Source organism: Halosimplex carlsbadense 2-9-1 (assembly GCF_000337455.1).
GTDB lineage: Archaea > Halobacteriota > Halobacteria > Halobacteriales > Haloarculaceae > Halosimplex > Halosimplex carlsbadense.
Genome location: NZ_AOIU01000036.1, coordinates 114,156 through 134,984 on the forward strand (window position 1 = coordinate 114,156; position 20,829 = coordinate 134,984).

At 66.9% G+C, this 20,829-nt stretch carries 21 protein-coding genes and 1 tRNA gene; 7 read left to right on the forward strand and 15 right to left on the reverse strand.

Features of this window, described 5'->3' with window-relative positions:
• Positions 1–23: 23 nt before the first annotated feature.
• Positions 24–266 carry a DUF7385 family protein gene (locus tag C475_RS17345; RefSeq protein ID WP_006885172.1) on the forward strand — a complete coding sequence of 81 codons (243 nt, stop codon included), beginning with the start codon at positions 24–26 and terminating at the stop codon, positions 264–266.
• Positions 267–305: 39 nt separating this feature from the next.
• Here C475_RS17345 and C475_RS17350 read toward each other — a convergent pair whose 3' ends face one another.
• The gene (locus tag C475_RS17350; protein WP_006885173.1) at positions 306–659 is read right to left on the reverse strand and encodes a hypothetical protein; all 354 of its coding nucleotides are present in this window, start codon (positions 657–659) and stop codon (positions 306–308) included.
• Between the two features lie 41 nt (positions 660–700).
• The gene (locus C475_RS24475) at positions 701–877 is read right to left on the reverse strand and encodes a hypothetical protein (protein ID WP_006885174.1); all 177 of its coding nucleotides are present in this window, start codon (positions 875–877) and stop codon (positions 701–703) included.
• A 330-nt stretch (positions 878–1,207) separates the two neighbouring features.
• On the opposite strand from C475_RS24475, the gene C475_RS17355 reads away from it, so the two are divergent.
• On the forward strand, positions 1,208–2,113 hold the full coding sequence (locus C475_RS17355) for a DUF4352 domain-containing protein (protein WP_006885175.1): 906 nt from the start codon (positions 1,208–1,210) through the stop codon (positions 2,111–2,113).
• A gap of 93 nt (positions 2,114–2,206) precedes the next feature.
• Here C475_RS17355 and C475_RS17360 read toward each other — a convergent pair.
• Both C475_RS17360 and C475_RS17365 read right to left on the reverse strand, forming a co-directional pair.
• Positions 2,207–2,281 (reverse strand) — tRNA-Thr (locus C475_RS17360).
• Positions 2,282–2,358: 77 nt separating this feature from the next.
• Positions 2,359–3,345 (reverse strand): class I SAM-dependent methyltransferase, encoded by a 987-nt coding sequence (locus C475_RS17365; protein WP_006885176.1) that lies wholly within the window; start codon positions 3,343–3,345, stop codon positions 2,359–2,361.
• Positions 3,346–3,480: 135 nt separating this feature from the next.
• On the opposite strand from C475_RS17365, the gene dph5 reads away from it, so the two are divergent.
• Positions 3,481–4,260: a diphthine synthase gene (dph5, locus tag C475_RS17370; RefSeq protein ID WP_006885177.1), complete on the forward strand. Its 780-nt coding sequence runs from the start codon at positions 3,481–3,483 to the stop codon at positions 4,258–4,260.
• On the opposite strand, the gene artA is transcribed toward dph5, so the two are convergent.
• The 5 genes from artA to C475_RS17395 all read right to left on the reverse strand — a co-directional run bounded on the left by artA (position 4,249) and on the right by C475_RS17395 (position 12,058).
• On the reverse strand, positions 4,249–5,289 hold the full coding sequence (gene artA / locus C475_RS17375; RefSeq protein ID WP_006885178.1) for an archaeosortase A: 1,041 nt from the start codon (positions 5,287–5,289) through the stop codon (positions 4,249–4,251). The genes dph5 and artA overlap by 12 nt on opposite strands.
• 170 nt (positions 5,290–5,459) lie before the next feature.
• Positions 5,460–8,882 (reverse strand): DUF7282 domain-containing protein, encoded by a 3,423-nt coding sequence (locus C475_RS17380; RefSeq protein WP_082223353.1) that lies wholly within the window; start codon positions 8,880–8,882, stop codon positions 5,460–5,462.
• 831 nt (positions 8,883–9,713) lie between these two features.
• Positions 9,714–10,466 (reverse strand): VOC family protein, encoded by a 753-nt coding sequence (locus tag C475_RS17385; protein ID WP_006885180.1) that lies wholly within the window; start codon positions 10,464–10,466, stop codon positions 9,714–9,716.
• 48 nt (positions 10,467–10,514) lie between these two features.
• The gene (locus C475_RS17390; protein ID WP_006885181.1) at positions 10,515–10,952 is read right to left on the reverse strand and encodes a TIGR04206 family protein; all 438 of its coding nucleotides are present in this window, start codon (positions 10,950–10,952) and stop codon (positions 10,515–10,517) included.
• A complete protein-coding gene (locus C475_RS17395; RefSeq protein WP_006885182.1) occupies positions 10,949–12,058 on the reverse strand; it encodes an OBG GTPase family GTP-binding protein in 1,110 nt (369 codons plus the stop codon). Before C475_RS17395 ends, C475_RS17390 begins: the two co-directional genes overlap by 4 nt.
• Before the next feature lie 189 nt (positions 12,059–12,247).
• Here C475_RS17395 and C475_RS17400 point away from each other — a divergent pair, with 189 nt between their 5' ends.
• Positions 12,248–12,448, forward strand: a complete 201-nt coding sequence (locus tag C475_RS17400) for a VNG_1110C family protein (protein ID WP_006885183.1) — start codon at positions 12,248–12,250, stop codon at positions 12,446–12,448.
• A gap of 33 nt (positions 12,449–12,481) precedes the next feature.
• Here C475_RS17400 and C475_RS17405 read toward each other — a convergent pair whose 3' ends face one another.
• Positions 12,482–13,339: a TrmB family transcriptional regulator gene (locus C475_RS17405; protein WP_235728475.1), complete on the reverse strand. Its 858-nt coding sequence runs from the start codon at positions 13,337–13,339 to the stop codon at positions 12,482–12,484.
• A 101-nt stretch (positions 13,340–13,440) separates the two neighbouring features.
• Positions 13,441–14,430: a transcription initiation factor IIB gene (locus tag C475_RS17410; RefSeq protein WP_006885185.1), complete on the reverse strand. Its 990-nt coding sequence runs from the start codon at positions 14,428–14,430 to the stop codon at positions 13,441–13,443.
• Between the two features lie 286 nt (positions 14,431–14,716).
• Between C475_RS17410 and C475_RS17415 the strand changes: the two genes are divergently transcribed.
• The 3 genes from C475_RS17415 (at position 14,717) to C475_RS17425 (ending at position 16,986) form a co-directional block, all read left to right on the forward strand.
• Entirely contained in the window at positions 14,717–15,205 is a 489-nt protein-coding gene (locus C475_RS17415) for a 50S ribosomal protein L11 (RefSeq protein WP_006885186.1), read from the forward strand.
• Between the two features lie 160 nt (positions 15,206–15,365).
• Positions 15,366–16,046, forward strand: coding sequence for a deoxyribose-phosphate aldolase (deoC, locus tag C475_RS17420; RefSeq protein WP_006885187.1), 681 nt, complete (start codon positions 15,366–15,368; stop codon positions 16,044–16,046).
• Positions 16,033–16,986: a ribokinase gene (locus tag C475_RS17425; RefSeq protein ID WP_006885188.1), complete on the forward strand. Its 954-nt coding sequence runs from the start codon at positions 16,033–16,035 to the stop codon at positions 16,984–16,986. The genes deoC and C475_RS17425 overlap by 14 nt, the downstream gene beginning before the upstream one ends.
• Positions 16,987–17,031: 45 nt before the next feature.
• Here C475_RS17425 and rbsD read toward each other — a convergent pair whose 3' ends face one another.
• From rbsD to C475_RS17445, 4 genes are all read right to left on the reverse strand, one after another.
• Entirely contained in the window at positions 17,032–17,520 is a 489-nt protein-coding gene (gene rbsD / locus C475_RS17430) for a D-ribose pyranase (protein ID WP_006885189.1), read from the reverse strand.
• 70 nt (positions 17,521–17,590) lie between these two features.
• Positions 17,591–18,691 (reverse strand): ABC transporter permease, encoded by a 1,101-nt coding sequence (locus tag C475_RS17435; protein WP_006885190.1) that lies wholly within the window; start codon positions 18,689–18,691, stop codon positions 17,591–17,593.
• Positions 18,688–19,503 carry an ATP-binding cassette domain-containing protein gene (locus C475_RS17440; RefSeq protein WP_006885191.1) on the reverse strand — a complete coding sequence of 272 codons (816 nt, stop codon included), beginning with the start codon at positions 19,501–19,503 and terminating at the stop codon, positions 18,688–18,690. The genes C475_RS17435 and C475_RS17440 overlap by 4 nt, the downstream gene beginning before the upstream one ends.
• 34 nt (positions 19,504–19,537) lie before the next feature.
• Positions 19,538–20,731 (reverse strand): sugar ABC transporter substrate-binding protein, encoded by a 1,194-nt coding sequence (locus C475_RS17445; RefSeq protein ID WP_049930831.1) that lies wholly within the window; start codon positions 20,729–20,731, stop codon positions 19,538–19,540.
• Positions 20,732–20,829 lie beyond the last annotated feature (98 nt).

Genomic DNA, 20,829 nt, shown 5'->3' on the forward strand with positions numbered 1-20,829 from the left:
ACCGCGTCTCTCTTTCTGCGAGTATGGAACCGCTCGACGTCGAGGGACGCTTCGACGTACACGAGTACCGCCACGGCCTGAAACTGGTGAGTCAGGACCGGGCGACGATGCACCTCGAAAACCGTGAGGGGTTCGCCTGCCCGGCCTGCGGCGACGCGTTCGAGGACCTGTTCGTCTCCGAGAAGCGCGAGAACACCTTCGGGAGCCCCGGCGGCCCGTTCTGCGTCGTCCGCACCGACGACCAGGTGTTGCTCCTGACTCACTGACTGCACCGCACCCACTGCGGCGGCCCGCGTCTCGCTCGCTCAGGCCGACCCCGGACTCCAGACGCCCGCAAGTACCAGCGCCAACAGGAGGAAGTACGTCGCTAGCCCCCAGCAGGCCGCGGCGACGACCCACGGGCCACCGGCCAGGAGCGCGACCACGGCACCGCCGACCAGCGCGACCGCACTCCCGACCTGCACGGCGGGCCGCTCCCACAGCTCCGTGGCCGGCGTCTCCGCGACGAACAGCGACTCGACGGCCAGCGCGGCCGCGATCCCGGCCGCGGCGACCGCGGGCCGTGCGAGCAGCGACAGCGACTCCGTCAACGAGAGGGCCGCGGAGAGCGCACCGGCGCTCCCGGTCGCCAGCAGCGCATCGCGAGTCGTCGACTGCACGGGTGGATCGGGGAGGTCGGCGAAAATAGGAGTTGCGGCGCTCAGGTCGTGAACCCGGACTCGGCGTCGTGCTCTTCGAGCACCCACTCCAGTTCCTCGATAGCGCGGAGGATCGCGACCTCCGCCTCGTCCTCCAGCTCCGAGGTCGGTGGGTCCGTTCTGTCGTACGCGTCCTCGAGTTCGGCGATCCGTTTCCGGATGTCGTCCTCTGACCGCATACCGTGATCCACCGACCGGACGGGCTTGATGCTACCGGTCCATGAGACGGTGCCACCGCTTATCCCGCTCCCAGACTCCTGCCTCCCCGGTCGGTCTCGATCGCAATTCCGATAGCGGAGACCGACGCGACAACCGGTACCGACCAGTGGGTTTTTCGTATCGCTCGACTACGTACGGCCGTGAAAAATAGTAATCGCTCGAACAGTTCTGAGTCGGTCTCTTCCTCGCAGCGTAGCAGCCGGAGGATATTCGTCCGTTCGATGGGTTGTCTCGTTGGCGGTGTCGCGCTCGCAGGATGTTCTGGAGATGATATTAACTCGCCGGAACAGGTGACCGACGATCCAGACGGCAGCGGTGACGCTGACGGGGGGTCCGGCGACGGTGGGAAAGAGGGGTCCGGTGGGAGCGAAAACGGGGCCACCGACGAACGCACCGAGCGACAGCCGCCCCGAACCGTCGACGCGGCCCTCGGTGACGTCGTCGAGGACGACCGGCTCGGCATCGTCGCGTACAGCGTAGAGCGGACGACCGCTATCGACGAGTTCACCAGTGCCGACGCCGGGAACGAGTTCGTCGTCGTAGACATGGCCGCCAAAAACAGGAGTAGCGAGCAGTTCATCAGCTTCGCGTCGCTGTTTCAAGTCACGCTTCGAGATTCGGAGTCCTACGAGTACGACCAGTCGATAACGGGCTCGGCGGACGCGCTCGCCAGCGGCGAACTCGCCCCGGGCGAGCTCACGCGCGGGACCATCGTCTTCGAGGTCCCGAGGGAGAGTTCGGGTCTGTCGCTACACGTAGATCTCAGCGAATCGCTGTGGAGTTACGACGGAGCGATAATCGACCTCGAATCCGAGGGAACGGGACGACCCCTCACACAGAACCTCCGAATCGAGACGTACGCGGTCGGCGACACCGTCGAGTTCCGCGAAACCCGCTTCACTCCGAACGAGGTACGCACTTCCACCGGCGGGGAGTATTTCGGCCCCGACGAAGGCAACGAGTTCGTCATCGTCGATATCACTGTCGAGAACTCCAGTGATCAAGAGTTGGCGATCTCGACGCTCCTTCAGACGGATCTGAAAGACCAGGAAGGGCGGACGTACGGCGTATCGATCTCCGCGCTGGCCGAGATCGATCGCGGCTTTTCACAGGGGAATCCCATCGCACCCAACAGTACGCGGCGAGGAGAGATCGCGTTCGAGGTACCAGAGGGTCGTCACCGCTGTATCTGGTGATGGATTTCGATTTCCTCCGCGAAGGAGACAAGACGTTCTTCAGACTCCGGTAAGCGGGTCGCTGTCTGTCCACTTGCCTATTCCGAAGGAAAGAGCCGGTGGAGGGATTTGAACCCTCGGCCTAATCCTTACGAAGGATTCGCTCTAGCCAGTCTGAGCTACACCGGCGCGTTCGGTGACTCCGTTTCAACGTACCGCCGATAACCGCAATAAGGGTTGCGAATCGGGGCGACTCTGTGAGGCGATCACTCGGCTCGGCGCAGTCGCACGTCCAGACAGACGTTCAGCTCGTGGGGCGCGTACGACCGCACGGTGTGGCGCCGCTCGACGGTCACGTCGTACTCCGGCTCGGCCGCCTCGCGGATCGCGCGCTCGCCCGGGCCGTAGGGGTCGTCCTCGTGCTGGATGTCGTAGTAGTGGACCACACAGTCGTCGCTCGCCAGCGCGACGGCGGTGTCCAGGAACTCGTCGGCGCTGTGGGGCAGGTTCATCACCAGCCGGTCCGCCCACCCCTCGTACTCCGCGGCGACCTCCCGCACGTCCCCACAGATGGCCGTCACGGCCTCGGCGACGCCGTTTCGGCGGGCGTTCTCCCGCAGGTACTCGATGGCGTCTTCGTTGATATCGACGCCGACAGCGGTCGCGCCGCGCTTCGCGAACGGGACCACGAAGGGGCCGACCCCGGCGAACATGTCGAACGCGCGCTCGCCGTCCGCAACCTGCTCGGCGACCCGGTGGCGTTCGGTCGCCAGCCGCGGCGAGAAGTACACCGTCGCCAGGTCGAGCGCGAACTCGCAGCCGTACTCGCGGTGGACCGCCTCCGTGCTCTCGCCGGCCAGCACCTCCCAGTCGCGCACGCGCTCGGTTCCCTTGACTTTCGACGCGCGGTTGACGACCGTCTTCACCGGCAGCGCGGACTCCACGATGGCGTCGGCGAGCGCCCCCGCGCGCTCGGGGTCGTCCTCGTCGACGATGACCACGTCGCCGAGACGTTCGTAGGACGGGTCGAACGACAGCAGATCCGCCGGCATCGTCTGGGTCTCCCGCGGCTCGGCCTCGCGGCTGACCAGTTCGAACTCGTCGGGAACGGCCGAGGGGTCGGCGACCGGCACGTAGAGCGATCCGTCGCTCACCGCGATCTCGTAGTCCTCGTCGATCAGGTCGGCGTCGGCCAGCCGCCGACGCGTCGCCTCCCCCTCCTCGCGGGGCACCCGAACGCAGGAGACCTCCATAGCTCAGGTAGGTCGCCGTCGCGCGGTAAGCCTGACGCTTCGGGCGCCGTCGCTCACGACCGCGCCCCGCCCGCCTTACCGGCCACGTCGCGAGCGCTTCGCGGGGCTTAATCCCCTCGGCGACGGAGTCGGGGTATGCTCACCTTCGTCGGACTCGGGCTCTACGACGAGCGCTCGGTCACTGTCGCGGGCCGCGAGGCCATCCGCGCGGCCGACCGCGTCGTCGCCGAGTTCTACACCAGCACGCTCGCCGGCGCGACGCTCGCCGACCTCGAAACCGCACACGACACCGAGATCGAAGTCCGCGACCGCGCCGGTGTCGAGCAGTCGCCCGAGGACATCCTCGACGACGCCGCCGACTCAGAGGTGGTCTTCTGCACGGCGGGCGACACGATGATCTCGACGACCCACACCGACCTGCGACTGCGCGCCCACGATAGGGGTATCGAGACCCGCGTCGTCCACGGGACGACCGCACAGGCCGCGGCGAGTTCGCTCACCGGCCTCCAGAACTACCGCTTCGGCAAGGCGACGACGCTGCCCTTCGAGCGCTCGCACGCCGGTGACGACCTCCCTGGGAGCGTCGTCGCCACCGTCGAGGGGAACCGCGACCGGGGGCTCCACACGCTCGTCTTCCTCGACATCGACGGCGAGAACGAGGCGTACATGCGCGCCGACCGGGCGGCCGCGCGCCTGGCCGACGCGTACGAGGACACCCTCGGCGTCGTCGTCGCTCGCGCGGGAAGCTCCGACCCCGTCGTCCGCGCCGACCGGCTCTCGGCGCTGGCCGAGAGGTCGTTCGGCGACCCGCTCCATCTGCTCGTGATCCCCGGTGACCTCCACCTGATGGAGCGCGACGCGCTCGCCGCCCTCGGCGACGCCCCGACCGAACTCCTCGACGAGTTAGTCGTCTGAACGGGTACTCGCGCTCGTCTCCGCACCGGCCTCCGGCTCGCCCTCGGCGGCCGCTGGCACGTCCAGAGCGGCTCGGAGGTCGTACTCCGAGCCCGTCAGGACGAACAACAGGTCTTCGACGACGGTCAACACCTCCGGGAGCTCGCGGACGACGAGGTACGTGATCCCGACGAGTGCGACCACGGAGAGGCTCTGGGCGACGATCCGATCGACGACGATGTAGGAGACCTGCCGCGGGTCCGAGAGCCCGAACACCGACATGATCAGGCCCGGGAACAGCTGGAAGCGCTGTTCGCCGAATCCGACGGCGATCATGACGTTCCGTCCGAGGTTCAGCGCGTAGATAACCGGGATCGATACCGCGAACGCGCGGAGTTTCCGGCGCAGCGGCGCTTCGACGGCGGCGATCAGCCCGACGAAGATCGCCATGCTCCCGATCCCGGTACAGGCGATGACGATCGTGTAGAAGATCGGGCTCTCCCCGTCCGCGAACACGAACGTGTTGCGATAGAGGTGTTCCTTCTCGCCGACGATGTAGCCGTCGTACGCGACGACCGACTGGCCGTCGACGACCGCCCCGTATCCCGTGACGAGATCGGGGCTCGACCCGATCAGCGAGATCAGGGCGGCCGTCTGGTTCGTGACCGTCTCGATGAGGAACTGCCGCAACACGGGGATCGATTCGAACGGGAAGAAGACCACGCCCATCAGGAGGATCGCCCGCGAGAGGACGAACAGCGAGTCCCGCCCCGACCACAGCAGATACCCGACGTAAAACGAGGCAGGCACGGCGACGAGCGTCCCGACCCCCTCGATGACGCTCCGCTGGACGACCGCGAAGTGGTAGATGAGGCTAAACCAGAAGACGCCGAACAGTCCCCACGCCGCCACGCCCGCCTGTCGGGCGCGCTCGCGGCGGTCGGTCAGCTCCAGGGCCGTCGTCGCGAGAAACGTCCCGAGTACGAGCCACGCGAGCGGGTCGGAAAAGCGCGTGGCCCAGTCCAGACCCGAGAGGACGGCGTCGAGCATCGGTACTGACTCAACGTAACGGGATCGGGAGTATATGCTTTGTCGTTGCGCGCCCGGTGACTCACGAGCGCATGGGATACGAAAACGACAGAGAGCCGTCGCTATCCGGTGTAGCGTCCGAAAAAATGTCGAGCGGTTAGGGGTCGGGCGTCAGCCCGATAGTGCTGCCGTTAGTCGCGACGGCGCGCCGTGAGGAGCGCGGCCGCGAGCAGGGCGATGAGCGAGACGGCGACACCGAAGCCGGGACCGTCACCGGTCGTGGTCGGCTCGGGCGTCTCCGGCGGCTCCTCCGTCGGCGAGGCCGTCGGCGAGCCGCTGTCGGTGGCCGTCGGCGTCGGCTCGTCCGTTGCCGTCGGCGTCGGCTCGTCCGTTGCCGTCGGCGTCGGCTCGTCCGTTGCCGTCGGCGTCGGGGAGTCGGTCGGGGTAGCCGTCTGACTGCCCACGGAGACGGACGCGCTGTCGGTCACTGCGCTACCGTCGGCAGTGTACGGCGCGTCGGCCTCGGGGAAGTCGTACAGGTTGTTCGAGTTGTCGTCGAGGTGCGGCATGGCGACCAGCGTGGTGGTCTCGTTGATCGGGCTGTCGAGGTCGACGCGCACGTTGGAGCGCTGGCCGGCCTCGAGGTAGCGGCTGGTGCCGATTACGTCGCCGCTGGCACTGCCCTCGTGGATGGCGATGAAGCCACCGTCGGAGAGCGTGACGGAGTCGACGACGACTTCCTGGTTGCCCTCGACAACTGCCTGGTCACTGAACGTGACCGTGGCAGTCGCCTCGGCCAGGATCATACCGTCGTAGGCGCTGCCGAGCGGGGTGCCGCCACGGCGCGTCTGGACGGTGAAGTTGATACCGGAGCCGCGGTTGCTGAAGTCACCCGTCGCCGCGAACGTGCGGTCCTCGGTGACGTGGGTGTTCAGCGTGATCAGGAACGGACTCGTGTCCGACTGACTGTTGATGCGGAGGCCGAGCTGGGTACCCGGGGCGACGTTCGTGTCACCGCGGATGGTCTGGCCGGCCTGGTTGCGGATGATGACTTCGTCCTCGCTGTTGGTGTCGATGGACGCGGTCGCGTCCTCGTAGGTCCACAGCGAGCTGACGGTCCCTTCACCCTCGCCACCGATCGTCGGACCGATGGAGTTGTAGCTCTCGAACTCGAAGGAGGCGTTCCAGACTCGCTCGTCGGTGAGCAGGTCCTCGTTGACCTCCGAGAGGTCGACAGCCACGTAGTAGGTGTCGTTGTCGTAGTCAGGGATGACGGCCGTGTTGTCGACGTTCAGGTTGAATTTCTCGCGAATCTGGTTCGCGACCTGGTTCTCCTGGGTGAACGTCGCGTTGAACACGCCAGTGTTCTGGCGGTTGTTGGTGTCGGCGTAGTTCTGCTCCTCGCGCAGGAACGCGATGGTCTCGTTGTCACCGGCGTCCGTGCGGTTGCGGAGCACGCCCTCGATACCGGAGGCCGAGATCTGGTGAACGACCATCTCGTCCTCGGCGGCGAGGTCAGACTGGGTCAGGTTCCCGTCGATCGGGTCCTCGGTGTTGTCGACGTTCTCGTCGATGAACTCGAGGTCGACCTGATCCTTCTTCTCGGACGGGACAACCCACACCTGGCTGCTCTCAGTGGCGCGGGAGTTGATGGAGACAGTGCCGACGTCCTCGGGGTCGACACCGTTATCGCTGAAGTTGTAGTCGCCGCGCTCCGTGACTTCGCTCACGTCCTCGGTGTTGGCCGCGACCATGAGGTCGTAGGAGGCGGAGTCGAGGATACCGTTACCGGCGTAGTCGAGGCTGGAGCCGACGTTCTCGCCGCCGCGAACGGCAGTTACGAAGCCGCCGCGCTCGCCGCCGAACGCCGTGACGTTGTCCTCACCTTCGGCGGTGAAGATACGGTCCTGAACGCCCGTGCCGGACATGTAGGTGTTCCACAGCAGGTTCACCTCACCGTCACCGTCCTCGTCGGCCACGGTCACGTTCGTGATGTAGTTGGTGTCGCTGAGGTCACCGACCGCGACGGTGGCCTGAGCGCCCTCGCTGCTGTCGGAGAGTTCGATCGGGATGCTGACGACGTCACCGCGCTCCTCCTCGAAGACACCGCCACCGAAGGAGGCGGAGGAAGCCGAGGGGAACTCGTCAACCGAGAACTCACCGGCAGTGACCTCGGCGCCGGTGGCGACGTCGGTCACGGTGACCGTGTAGTCGCCCGCGTCGAGGCTCGTCGTGTAGTTGAACGTCTCTTCGAATTCGCCGAGGTTGTTGTAGCCGGTCGTGTCGTACTGCGTCGACGGGCCGTCGACCGTCACCTCGACGCCGTTTGCGTTCGTGCGAACGGCGCTACCGGAGACGGTGATCTCGGCGTTCTCGTTGTGCTCGAACAGCGTGCCGTCCTCTTCGAGGTCGGCGTTGAAGTCGAGCGGGTTGATTCGGAAGTACTCCGAGTCGCCACCACCGAAGTCAACGCGGTAGGTGGTGTCAGTCTGGAGCCTGTTCGAATCGTAGACGATGCTCTCCGCACCGGTGTTCATCCGGGCGTCGAGCAGCAGCGTGTCCGTGTCGTTGTTGTAGAGCTCGAACGGCTCACCGGTCGTGTCGGAGACGATCCGGATCGGAGAGCCAGCGTAGATACGCTGGGGACTGGAGTCGGTTCCAGTGTCCGAGGTGTCGACGACCGTCGCAGACGTCAGGTCGACGGAGACGTTACCGAGGTCTTCCTCGCTGTTGCCTGCGCTCGCGGCCTGCGCTCGGACCGTACCGAAGTCGACGAGCACGTCAGCGGCCGGCGAGATGTCGGAGCCGGTCAGACCGGCGGTGTCGATCGTGTAGCGGAGGTTGTTCCCGTTGTTGGACGGGTTCACGTCCGCGCTACCGACCTCGTACTCGGTGTAGTCGTCCGCGTCGTCACCGGGCTGGCGGACGTACACCTCGGCCTGACCCGCGGCGCTGCCGATCGCGCTGCCGGTCGAGGCGTTGACGGTGTCAGTGTTGAACGTCACGAAGAGGTCGCCGTTGTCCTCGTTGGCCTGCAGGACCTCGGGCGTGGCGGGCGCAGCGTCGTTGATGGTGACGGGCGTCGAACCGCTCACGTCGCTACCGCCGCTGTCGGTGAACTCGTAGTCCACGTCCACGGTCGTCTGAGAGTCGACGGCCGGGAACTGGACCGTCACGACACCGGAGAACTCGATGTCGTACGGGGTACCAGTGTCGAAGTCGGAGCTCTCAGGGCTGATCGTGACGATCAGCTGGTTGTTGGTGCCGCCGTTGGCGTCAGCGAAGCTGACGTCGTCGACGGCGATATCGTTGTCCTGGCCGGCCTCGGTCACGGACGCCGTGTTGGAGGCGCCCGTGTCGAAGGAGGCGACGGAGGGAAGCGTGACAGTCAGCGTGTCAGTGTTCCCGTCGGCCTGGAGATCGTCGATATTGATCTGATAGTCGTGCGTTACCGTCTCTTCGTCGTTCACTGTGCTCGGATCGAGCGTGTCGAACGACGAGGAGTTAGCAGCTGCAGCAGCCGACCCGGTCAATGCGATGGTGCCCGCGAAGACGGACGTGACCATCAGCATCGCCAGGAACAAGCTGCGGAGCTTGTCGTTAGTTCCTGTCATAGTTTGTTAAGTTGTCTGTCAGCGGCCACAGCAGCTTTCCGACCACGCGGACACGCGACCATCAGTCGGCCACGCCGAACCAGCAATGGTGTACTCAATACTGCAGCCATGGGTAGGGGTACGGTAGAAACCACCGGCGGATGTAATAAATGCTTTGTGGTCATACCCGAAGGAAGAAGGGCCGCCCCCCGCCGCAGATCGGCCCGCAGAACGCGTTTGTGAGTGGTTCACGCACTCGTAGCTCGTGTCAGACGCCTGTCTCACGCACCGCTGACGGACGGCGTATTAAATACCGGAAAAACGGCGGTACAGGACGCCTACGACACTGGGGAACGAATGCGACCGTCCGGAACCAACGCAACCGTCCGAAACGAACTGGGCCGTCCGCGATGAACGGGGCCGACCACGACGTGACCACTTCGATCTCGTGGCCGTCCGGGTCCTTCCCGATCATCTTTTTCCGCGTCGGGTATCCTCGGGCCTCCGGCCCTGCGGGTACCACTCGCGCAAAAAGATGGGGCAAAAAGCGGACGCTCGCTTCGCTCGCGTCCGAACGAAAATATAGCTACGACGTGACCACTTCGATCTCGTGGCCGTCCGGGTCTTTCCCGACCACCTTTTTCTCCTCGGGTGTCCTCGGTCGCTGTGCTCACGGCTTCACCGAAAGACTCACTTCGCTCGTCTTTCGAGCCTGCGCTCGCTTCGCTCCCGCAGACGCCGTTCGCATCGAGGCCTCGCTTTACTCGGCCTCGCACTCCCTGTGGGCACCTCTCGTCGAAAAAGATGGGGCAAAAAGGCGGCCGCTCACTCCGTTCGCGGCCGTGCTGTGATCTACGACGTGACCACTTCGATCTCGTGGCCGTCCGGATCCTTCGTGAACGCGTAGTTGTTGTCGCAGCTCTCGGGGTCGCGGTAATCCTCGGCCTCGCGGGTCATGAGGGTGTCCCAGCCGTCGTCGAGGTCGTCGACGCGGACGGCGAGGTGGCCCCAGGCGTCGCCCAGCTCGTAGCTGCGCCCGTCGTAGTTGTAGGTCAGCTCGACGGCCATCGCCTCCTCGGGGGCGCCCTCGGGCTTCATGAAGTAGTTGGCGAAGCTGTCGGCCTCCCACCGGCCCGTGTGCTCGTACTCGAACTTGCGGCTCCACCAGCCGAGGTGGTCGTCGGCGTCCTCGACGCGGACCATCGTGTGGTCGATGCTCCAGCGGGCGCCGTGGTCGCGCTCGACGATCTCGATCTCGTGGCCGTCCGGGTCCTTCACGAAGGCGTAGCCCGGGTTGTCCTCGGGCCGCCGGTAGTCCTCGACGCCCTCGTCCATCAGTTCGTAGTAGGCGTCGTTGACGTCTTCGACGCGGACCGCGATGTGGCCCCACCCGTCGCCCATCGTGTACGAGCGACCGTCGTGGTTGTAGGTGAGTTCCAGCAGCGCGCCGTCGTCGTGAACGTCCTCGGGGCCGAGGAAGACGTTGGTGAAGGTGTCGGCCTCCCAGCGACCCTTCTCCTCGTAGTCGAGATGTGTGGTGTACCAGTCGAGCGATTCGTCGAGGTCCTCGACGCGCATCATCACGTGATCGAGCGTGGCGTCCATACGCGATCGGAGGGTTGCCAGTTCGAAAAGGATACCGAACGCGGAACGTCAGGGACGGCTCGCCCACGCCGCGAACGCGAGGAAGACGGCCCCGAGCGGATAGGCGAGCGTCCCCGCCCGGAACGACGAGAACCCGAGGACCGCGTAGCACACGTCGAACGCCGCGAGCGCGAACAGCCCGGCGGTGACCCGGCGGTCCTCGCGGTCGACCAGCGAGAGCGCGGCGCTGGCGACCCCCGCTCCGTACAGCAGGGTCGCGGTCGGCCACGCCAACAGCTCGGTCGGCAACCCGCGCGTGTACACGAACACGTAGTGATAGACGGACGTGGTCGCGAGCGTCTCGGTGTTGGCGAGCGTCACCGAGAAGACCAGACCGACGGCGTCCTCGTAGGGGATGACGAGCCAGGGGACGACCCCCGCGGCCAGAACGGCGAGCGCACGGCGGTACCGGGAGAGCGACGCGACGGCGGTCCGGCGGGCGCTCATCGGGTCGTCAGGATTCGGAGGACGTCTTCGTCGGCGAGTTCGTGGTCCATCCCGACCTGCTGTTCGTCGTGTTTGGCGCTCGGGCCGGAGACGCGGGCGAAGCGGAACCGCTCCTCGAACTCGCCGCCGAGCTTCGTGCAGGCGTCCTCGATGGTATCGCCTTCCCGCAGCACCAGCGGCTCGTCGTAGTCGACGCCGCGACCGGGCTTGTCCATGTAGACCCGGATGAGCCCGAGTTCCTCCCAGATAGCCTCCTTGAGCGCGTCGAGGCCCTTCTCCTCTTCGGCGCTGATGAAGATCGTCTCGTCGGGGTCGATATCGTAGTCGCGCAGTTGCTCGTGAACGGTGTCGAGGTAGTCGGGTTCGATGAGGTCTGCCTTGTTGACCGAGACCAGCGAGGGGAGGTACTCGCGGTTGTCCAGCACGCCGTCGAGGAGGCGGTCGATGTCGACCTGCTCGCCGATGTTGACGTTGGCGTTGACGTACCCGCGCTCGCGCAGGACATCTTTGATGGTCCGCTCGTCGAGGTCGAGGTCGACGCTGGAGGTGACGCTGATCCCGTCTTTGTGCTTCTTGCGGATGGAGACGTTGGGGGGTTCGATGTCGAGGCGGACCTTGTTGTTGTACAGTTCATCGTAGAGACGCTGGTACTGGTCGATCTCGAACACCGAAAGGACGAACACGACGAGATCGGCGGTCCGCACGACCGAGAGGACCGCCTGGCCGCCGCCGCGGCCGTCGGCGGCACCCTCGATGAGCCCGGGCACGTCCAGGATCTGGATGTTGGCGTCGTTGTGTTTGAGCATGCCCGGGTTGACGTCGAGGGTGGTGAACTCGTAGGAGCCGACCTCGCTCTCGGCGTTGGTGAGCGCGTTCAACAGCGTGGACTTGCCGACGCTGGGGAAGCCGACGAGCGCGACGGTGGCGTCGCCGGTCTTCTCGACGGCGTAGCCCCCGCCGCCGCCGGCCGAGGACTGGTTCTCCAGCTTCTCCTTCTTGTCCGCGAGCTTGGCCTTCAACCGACCGATGTGCGCCTCGGTCGACTTGTTGTAGGGCGTCTCGGCGATCTCCTCTTCGATCTCGCGGATCTCCTCTTCGAGCCCCATTACGATGGAGTCGGCAACCGGTACCGAAAAAGGTGTTCCTCCGACCCGGTCGCGACCGCGGCGGTCGGCCACCGGCCCCGGTCGCCGTCGGAAGCGGTCGCGGACCGACGCGTCACGCGAAAATGTTCTCGATCCGAGACGAATCGCGTTTCGACAAACTAATACGACGAGCGCCGATGAGGATCGATCATGTCCGATCCGGACCGGCTCCGTGACAGTACGGAGATCCTCCTGCCAGCGGACGCCATCGAGGGGTTGCGTGAGGACCTCGAGCGGCGGTTCACGCTCACGATCCGCCGGGAAGAGTGTCGGGTCCGGATCATCGGGAGCCCGGTCGAGATAAAGAGCGCCAGCGACTTCCTGGCGCGCAACGGTATCTCCGTCGCCTGACGGCGGGCAGTAGCCGCGGTCGATTTTCGGGCGCTACGCCGACTCGTGAGCCGGGGATCCGGAGCGGATCGCTTCGGCGAGCAGCGGTTGCATGAGGCCGACGAGCGGGGCGCGCTCGTCGTCGGTCCAGACGGCGCTGTGGCGGTCGACGCCCGGGAGGTCCGTCTCCAGGTCGGAGCTGACGATCAGCTCGCGACCGTCGGCCATGAGGATCGAACTGATCTCGCCGGCGCGGATAGGGTGGGTATCCCACCAGGTCCAGGTCTCGACGACCGACGCGCCGGGGGCGGCGTCGGCGACGGCGTCGCGAACGTCGGGACTCGGCGAGCCGACGGTTATCTCGACGCCGCGTTCGTCGGCCTCGGCGAGCGCGTCGCGGACCTCGTCGGTCAGCAGGCTCTCGACGGCGACGACGACGAGCAGTTCGTCGCCGGCGTCGCCGGCCAGCGCGGCCAGGCGGTCGCTGACGGCGTCGTCGCCCTCGACGACCCAGACGCCGGCCCGCTCGTCGCGGGGCTCGGGTGACTGGAGTCGGGGGAGCAGCCCTTCGAGCCGGTCGAGGCGCTGGCCGTACTCGCGACGGATGGTCTCGACGGCGTCCCGGGGGTCAGGGGCGCGAAAGCGTCGCGGCTGGGCGTCCTGTACGTCGGCGAGCCCGCGGTCGGCGAGCGACTCGACGCTGTCGTAGACGCGCGGGCGCGGCACGTCCGCGACTTCGGCGATCTCGCGGGCGGTGCCGTGGCCGATGCGCACCAGCGCGACGAAACACTTGGCCTCGTAGCTCGTCAGTCCGAACGTCTCCAGCAGCGACGCGGTCTCGGCGACCAGGTCGTCTCCGTCGGGGCCGACGGCTGACTCGTCGTGGGACATGCGGGTTCTCTCAGAGGACATTGCGCGGTCGGTGGTATAACGGTGATCGTTCGCGACGCCGGCCGGGGACGGCGCGACGCTGGACGGCCTCGACTCGGTCGCCTGTCGGCACGGTCGTCACCTCAGGCGACCCGGTCGGCGGCGTCGAGCAGTTCGGTGTAGCGGTCGCGGATCGTCACCGCGGACACGTCGGCGGCGTCGGCGACCTCGTGCTGGGTCACGTCGACGTTGGTGAGCCGACCGGCCGCGTAGATGGCCGCCGCGGCGAGCCCGACCGGGTTCTTCCCGGAGTGGACCGCCTCCCGCTTGCCCGCTTCGAGCAGTTCGACCGCCCGCTGTTTGGTCTCCTCGGGCAGGTCGAGGTCCGAGACCAGCCGCGGGACGTACTGGGCGGGGTCGGTCGGCTCCATCGCGAGTTCGAGTTCGCGCGCGATGTACCGGTAGGCGCGCGCGAACTCCTTGCGGTCGACGCGGCTGACTGTCTCCAGTTCGTCGAGCGTCCGCGGGACGCCGGCCTGACGGGCGCCGGCGTACAGCGACCCGGTGGCCATCGCCTCGATGGACCGGCCGGGGATGAGTTCCTCGTCGAGGGCGCGCCGGTAGATGACGCTGGCCGTCTCGCGGGCGTCCTTGGGGATGCCCAGCGCGCTCGCCATGCGGTCGATCTCGCCGAGCGCCTGCTTGAGGTTCCTGTCCTGGGCGCTCTGGGAGCGGAACCGCTCGTCCCAGGTGCGCAGTCGGGACATCTGCTCGCGCTTTTTCGCCGAGAGCGTCTGGCCGTTGGCGTCCTTGTTCTGCCAGTCGATGACCGACGACAGCCCCTTGTCGTGAAGCATCTCGGTCGTCGGCGACCCGACGCGACTCTTCTGGGCCTTGTCGCGGGCGTCGAACGACCGCCACTCGGGCCCGCGGTCGACCACGTCTTCCTCCAGCACGACGCCGCACTCTTGACAGACCGTCTCGCCCCGTTTTTCGTCGGTGATCCCCGCCGCACCGCACTCCGGGCACTCGTCGCGCTCGCGCTCCGACTCGGACCCCGATTCGGTCTCCTCGTCCGTGCGTTCGATGGGCTGGACGTGACGGCCCGTGACTCGCTGGTTCGTGCTTGTCATGATGTGTCCGGACCGACGACGTGTCGCCGCCGACCCGTGGTTCGCATTCGATACTATGGACTACTAACGTAAATAGTTACTGCGTAGTTGTTACAGAAGTAGTTACAGCACCGCCAGCGTCGTAGACGGCCGGTCCGGGCGGCGAACGGCCACCGATCGGTCCGGGCGGGTCGCCGAGTCGGAGTTGCGGGGCAGTGGTATTGATTGTCGTACCCAACATGTGTCCTTCTCCGGATGTCGTCTGCGAAAAGCAATTCTTAAACCCGCCCCGACGGTTTCGTCGTGTATGGCTGGAACTATCGAAGTGCTCGTCCCGGGCGGGCAGGCCAATCCGGGCCCGCCGCTGGGGCCGGAACTCGGTCCGACGCCCGTGGACGTGCAGGCAGTCGTCCAAGATATCAACGACCAGACCGAAGCGTTCGACGGCACCGAGGTCCCCGTCACCGTCGAGTACGACGACGACGGGAGCTTCGAGATCGAGGTCGGCGTCCCGCCGACGGCCGAGCTCATCAAAGACGAAGCCGGCTTCGACACGGGCAGCGGCGAACCCCAGGAGACCTTCGTCGCTGACCTCTCGGTCGACCAGGTCATCCAGATCGCCGAGCAGAAGCAGACGGACCTGCTCGCCTACGACACGAAAAACGCCGCCAAGGAAGTCGTCGGGACCTGCACCTCGCTGGGCGTGACCATCGAGGGTAACGACCCCCGCGAGTTCAAACAGCTCATCGACGACGGCGAGTACGACGACCACTTCGCCGACGAAGCGGCCGCCTAACGGTTTCGACGGGCCGTCGACCGGTCCGACGAGTTTTCCGGAATTCCGCACCTCGTAGCTCGGCCTATCCGGCTCCGATCGGCCTGCGAGTTCGCCGACGGCGCGCTGCCGGCCACAACGTTATACGCGCCACGGTCGATATTCTGTGTGGAGGTACCACATGACACGGACTCCCGAGCAGGTCGCGGGGCGCATCCAGCACACGGAGGTGAGCCCCACGGCCGACCAGGACCGCATCGAGGAGCTGTGCGAGGAGTGCATCGAGTACGGCTTCGACGGGGCGATGGTACAGGCGTGCTGGGCGCCGCTGGCGCGCGACCGACTCGCCGACACCGACGTGACGGTGTCCAGCGCCGTCGGCTTCCCGATGGGCGGCGACCGCCCGATATCCAAGGCCGCGGCCATCCGGGACGCCGTCGCCGCCGGCGCCGAGGAGGTCGACGTGATGCCCAACATCGGGTTCGTCAAATCCGGTCGGTTCGAGGCGGTCGGTCGCGAGATGGACCTGATCGTCGAGGCCAGCGGCGACGCGACGGTCAAGGCGATGCTCGAACTCGGCGCGCTCGACGACGACGAGGCCGAGCGGGTCGTCGAGTTGGCCGTCGACGCCGGTTTCGACTACGTGAAAAACTCCAGCGGCTGGGGCGAGGGCGGGACGGCGACCGTCGAGCGGATCGAGTTCCTCCGCGAGCGCGCGCCCGAGGACGTGAAGGTGAAAGCCAGCGGCGGGATCAAGACGCTGGCTGGCGCGAACGAGCTGCTCGACGCGGGCGCGGACCTGTTGGGGGCCTCGAGCGGCGTCGAGATCGTCACCGGAGCCGTCGGCGATGGCGAGTACTGACCCGGTCGTCGCCGTCGTCGGCAGCTACAACGTCGGCCTGACGATGCAGGTCCCGGCGTTCCCGGCGCCCGGCGAGACCGTCGTCGGCCGCGAGTTCGCCGAGGGACCGGGCGGCAAGGGGTCGAACCAGGCCATCGCCGCCGCCAGACTCGGCGCCGAGTCGCGCTTCGCCGGCCGAGTCGGTGCGGACCGCTACGGCGACGACGCGGTCGCGCTCTGGGAGGCGGAGGGCGTCGACGCCGAGGCGGTCGGGAGGGACGACGCGGCCCACACCGGCGTCGGCTTCGTGGTCGTCGACGAGGACGGCGAGAACGAGATCACCGTCGCGCCCGGCGCCAACGACCGCCTCTCGGCGGCCGACGTGCGCGAGCGAGCGGCGGCCATCGAGACCGCCGACTGCCTGCTCGTCCAGCTGGAGATCGGCGACGAGCCGGTCCGTGCGGCGGTCGAGACGGCCGCCGAGGCCGGCACGACGGTCGTCTGCAACCCGGCTCCCGCCAGGGAACTGCCGCCCGCAGTACTGGAACAGGTCGACTACCTCACGCCGAACGAACACGAGGCCCGGACGCTGGCTGGCGTCGCCCGCGATGACGACGAGACGGGCAGCGACAGCGACATCACCGACGAGGCGGTCGCTCGCGAGCTGCTCGGTCTGGGTGTCGGTGCCGTCGTCCTGACGCGCGGGAGCGCTGGCGCCCTGCTGGTCTCGGACGACGGTGTCGAAGGAGTCGAGGCGCCGTCGGTCGAGGTCGTCGACACCACCGGCGCGGGCGACGCGTTCAACGGCGCTCTCGCGGTCGCGCTCGCGGAGGGGCTGGACGCCCGGGCGGCCGTGCGGTTCGGTTGCGCGGGCGGCGCGCTCGCGGTGACCGCTCCCGAAGTGGTCCCCGGCCTTCCCGAGCGGGGCGCCGTCGACGACCTGGTCGCCGAGTCCTGGTGACCGCCGCGCGCGTCGGAGCGGTCGGGCGACGGTGGGCGACCTGTTTCACGGCGACTCGCCGTACATCTCCTCGTAGCGCTCGCGGTAGGCCTCGGGCATCGCGACGTTCTCGCCGTCGAACCAGGGCTTCGGGTCGGTCCCGCACTGGAGCACGACGTTCCCCCAGGGCAGGAACTCGCCCGTCCGGACGACGGCTTTCGCCCCCTCGCCGTGGTCGAGGATCTCCTCGTGGGGGACCGTTTCGAGGTCGGCGCCCGACCCGTCGTACAGGTCGCGCAGGAACGAGTCGAAGTCGGGGTTCATCTCCGGTACGTCGTCGGCGTAGACCACTCGTTCCGGGATCAGTTCGTCGTGGATCGCTTCGAGGACCGTCGCCACTTCGGGGACCCCGCGGGTGAGCGCGAGGTCGATCCGCCAGGCGTCCGCCGGGATCGGGAACCCGGCGTCGACGACCATTAGGTGGTCGGTGTGGCCCATGCTGGCGACGGCGTGGCTCAACTCGGCGTTGAGGATACTGTCGGGGTCGCGTTTCATGCCATCGAGTACCACGGCCGAGAGCAAAAAGGGCGGTCACGGTCCGAGGACGGAAGAGACAGCGGCGCCCTCAGCGGCGGATGAAGATGTCCAGCACGACGGCGACGATGATGACGACGCCGGTGAGGAACTCCTGTAGCTCGACGGGCATCCCGTTGAGGACGAGCAGGACCGGGATGACGCCGATGACGAGCGAGCCCAGAAACATGCCCAGCAGGGTCCCTTCGCCGCCGAAGAGGTTGGTCCCGCCGATGACGACCGCCGCGATGACGAGCAACTCGAAGCCGATGCCGGCCGAGCCGAACATCGACCCGAAGTAGGAGATGGCGACGACGCCGGCGAACGACGCCAGTACCGCCGTCAGCACGAAGTTGAGTATCTTGACCCGGTCGGTGTCGATGCCGGCCATGTCGGCGGCGTCCTGGTCGTCGCCGGTGGCGTAGACGTGGTAGCCAAAGCGGGTCTTCTGGAGCAGGAAGCCGAAGACGAGCGTCAGACCGATCGCCCAGAAGATCTGGTTCTGGATCTCCAGCCCGGCGACCGTGACGCTCCCGCCGAAGACGTCGATCAGCGCCAGGTCCGGCGTCTGTCTGGACCCAGCGGGGGTGAAGTAGTAGGCGATCCCGCGGAGGACGCTCATCATCCCGATGGTCGTGATCAGCGACGGGACACCGACCTTCGTGACGACGACGCCGTTGGTCAGCCCCACGATGCCGCCGACCACCAGCACCGCGGCGAGGGAAGCGAGGACGGTGAGGTTGAAATCGTTCAGCAGCATCGCGAAGGTGATTCCGCCGACGGCGTACATCGACCCGACCGACAGGTCGAACTCCCCGCCGATGATGAGGTAGGTCATCCCGATGCCGATGATGATGTAGGGGGCGACCGAGCGGAACAACCGCGAGGTGATGCCGGACATCGAGCCCCAGTTGAAGAAGATGTCCGGTCGCGTGACCGCTATCAGCCCGAAGAGGACCAAGAACCCGAAGAACACGCCGACCTCGCGCCGCGCGATCAGTCGTCCCAGCAGCGAGTCGCCCGAGCGATTCACCGCGCGGGCGTCGCCGGTGTCGGCGGTCCCGCCGTCGGTGGCGACCGCGTGTCCGTCGGTCTCGGGACCGTCGGGACCGGCGGCCGCCCGGTCCGGCGGGGTATCGCGGGCGTCGCTCATGCGGTGGTCTCCTCCGAGTCGACGGTCCGCGAGAGGTCGAACTCCTCGAACTCGGACTCGTCCTCGGCACCCATCATCAGCGCGATGACCTCGTTGCGAGTGACCTCGTCGGCCTCGCGGACGCCCATCAGCCGGCCCTGCGCGAGGACGGACACCCGGTCGGCGATCCCCAGGACGTGGCGGATGTTGTGGCTGATGAGGACGATCGTCAGCCCCTGGTCGCGCAGGTCGTCGATCACCCGGAGGACGTTGCGCGCGCCCTCGATCGACAGCGCGCTCGTCGGCTCGTCCATGATGAGGATATCGGGGTTCGACTGGAGCGCGCGCGCGATGGCGACCGCCTGCTGCTGGCCGCCGGAGGTGTTCTTGACTTTCGCTTCGGGGTCGACGGGGATCTTCACCCGGTCGAGGTTCGTCTCCGCCTCCTCGACCATCCGCTCCTCGTCGACGAGGCGGAGCCAGCGGCCGAGCGCCCCCATCCTGGTCGGTTCGTGGCCGAGGAAGACGTTCGCGGCCACGGTCTGGTTGGGCGCCAGCGCCAGCTCCTGATAGACGGTTTCGATCCCGTGCGCGCGCGCATCGTTGTAATCGTCGAACGACACGTTCTCGCCCCCGACGAATATCTCCCCGCTGGTCGGCTCGTGGACGCCACAGAGCATCTTGATGAGCGTCGACTTGCCGGCGCCGTTGTCGCCGACCAGCGCCATGACCTCGCCGTCCCGCACCTCGAAGTCCACGTCCTCGACGGCGTGGATGTTCCCGAACCGTTTCGTGAGCCGTTCCGTGTAGAGTATCGGATCCTGTTGGGACATTGCTGGAGAATCTCGTGGTGACGGCGCTCGGCGGTCAGGCGCCGTGGTACTCGCGGAGCTGGCCCCAGCCGCCCGAGCGGTTCTGGGCGAACTCGATGTTCGACTCGTCGATGACCTCGGCACCGGTCGGGTAGTCCTTCGGGGGCATCCCACGGTCCATGTAGGCGAACATCTGCATCGTCGGGACGTACCCCTGGCTGTAGGGGTCCTGCCCGGTCGTGTATTTGAGGTTGCCGCTGTTGATGTGTTCGAGCGTCTCGGCGGTCAGGTCGAACCCGCCGCCGACGACGGAGTCGGCCATCCCCTGGTTCGCGATCGCGTTCCCGATGAACCAGGTGAACGCGTCGGCGCCCATGATGCCGTCCAGGTCGGGGTTGGCGGTGAGGTGGTTCTCGATCCGAGAGACCCCCTCGTTGGAGTCGCCGGTGTAGTTGAGCCGGTCGGTCACCTCGATGTCGGAGTTCTGCTGGACGGCCATCTCCATCCCCTCGGCGCGGGCCGACAGGGCGCTGTGGCCCGGGTCCGAGAGACCGGGCGTCACCCGGCTCGCGTCGTCCGGGAGGTTGTCCAGCATCGACAGCCCGCAGACGTAGCCCGCGGCGACCTGGTCCTGGCCGGTGTAGGCCAGCGCCCGGTCGTACTTCTCGCGCATCTGCTCGCGGTCGAGCGCCAGCGTGTTGTAGGTCACCACCGGGATGTCGTTCTCCAGCGCCCGGCTGATCACGTCGTCGTAGGCCGCGGGGTCGGCGATGGTCGTCGCGATGGCGTCCGGGCCGGAGTCGACGACGGAGTCGAGGATGTTGACCTGCTCCTGGACGCTGAACCCGCTCGACGGGCCGGTGAACGTGGCTTCCCAGCCCAGCTGGCTGGCCGCGTCGTGCAGGCCGCCGATCGTCGGGTCGAAAAAGGAGGTGCTGGCGTCGTGGGTGACCATCGTGATCTGACGCGACCCGGGCTCCGACGAGAAATCGAGCGTCGTCGGCGGCGGATTCAGCTGGACGAGCTGATATTCGGGGGCTCCGCCGGATCCCCCGCCGTTGCCACCGTCGTCGGTTCCGGTGGTACCGCCACCACCCGCCGTGTCCGTGGAATCGTCTCCCTGGGTACACCCGGCGAGCCCACCGAGCCCGCCGACCGCGGCGACCGCACCGAGCTGCTTCATGACCTGGCGGCGCGATACACCCTTGCCCACTCGGATCTCGGTAGCGTCTGTGCTATCGCGAGACATGGAACACGGTACCAAGCAGCGCCATTTAGTATTATTTATAATTATGTTACCAGACACTAATTACTACCTCCACACTTTGTTCGGTCTTGGTCACTGAT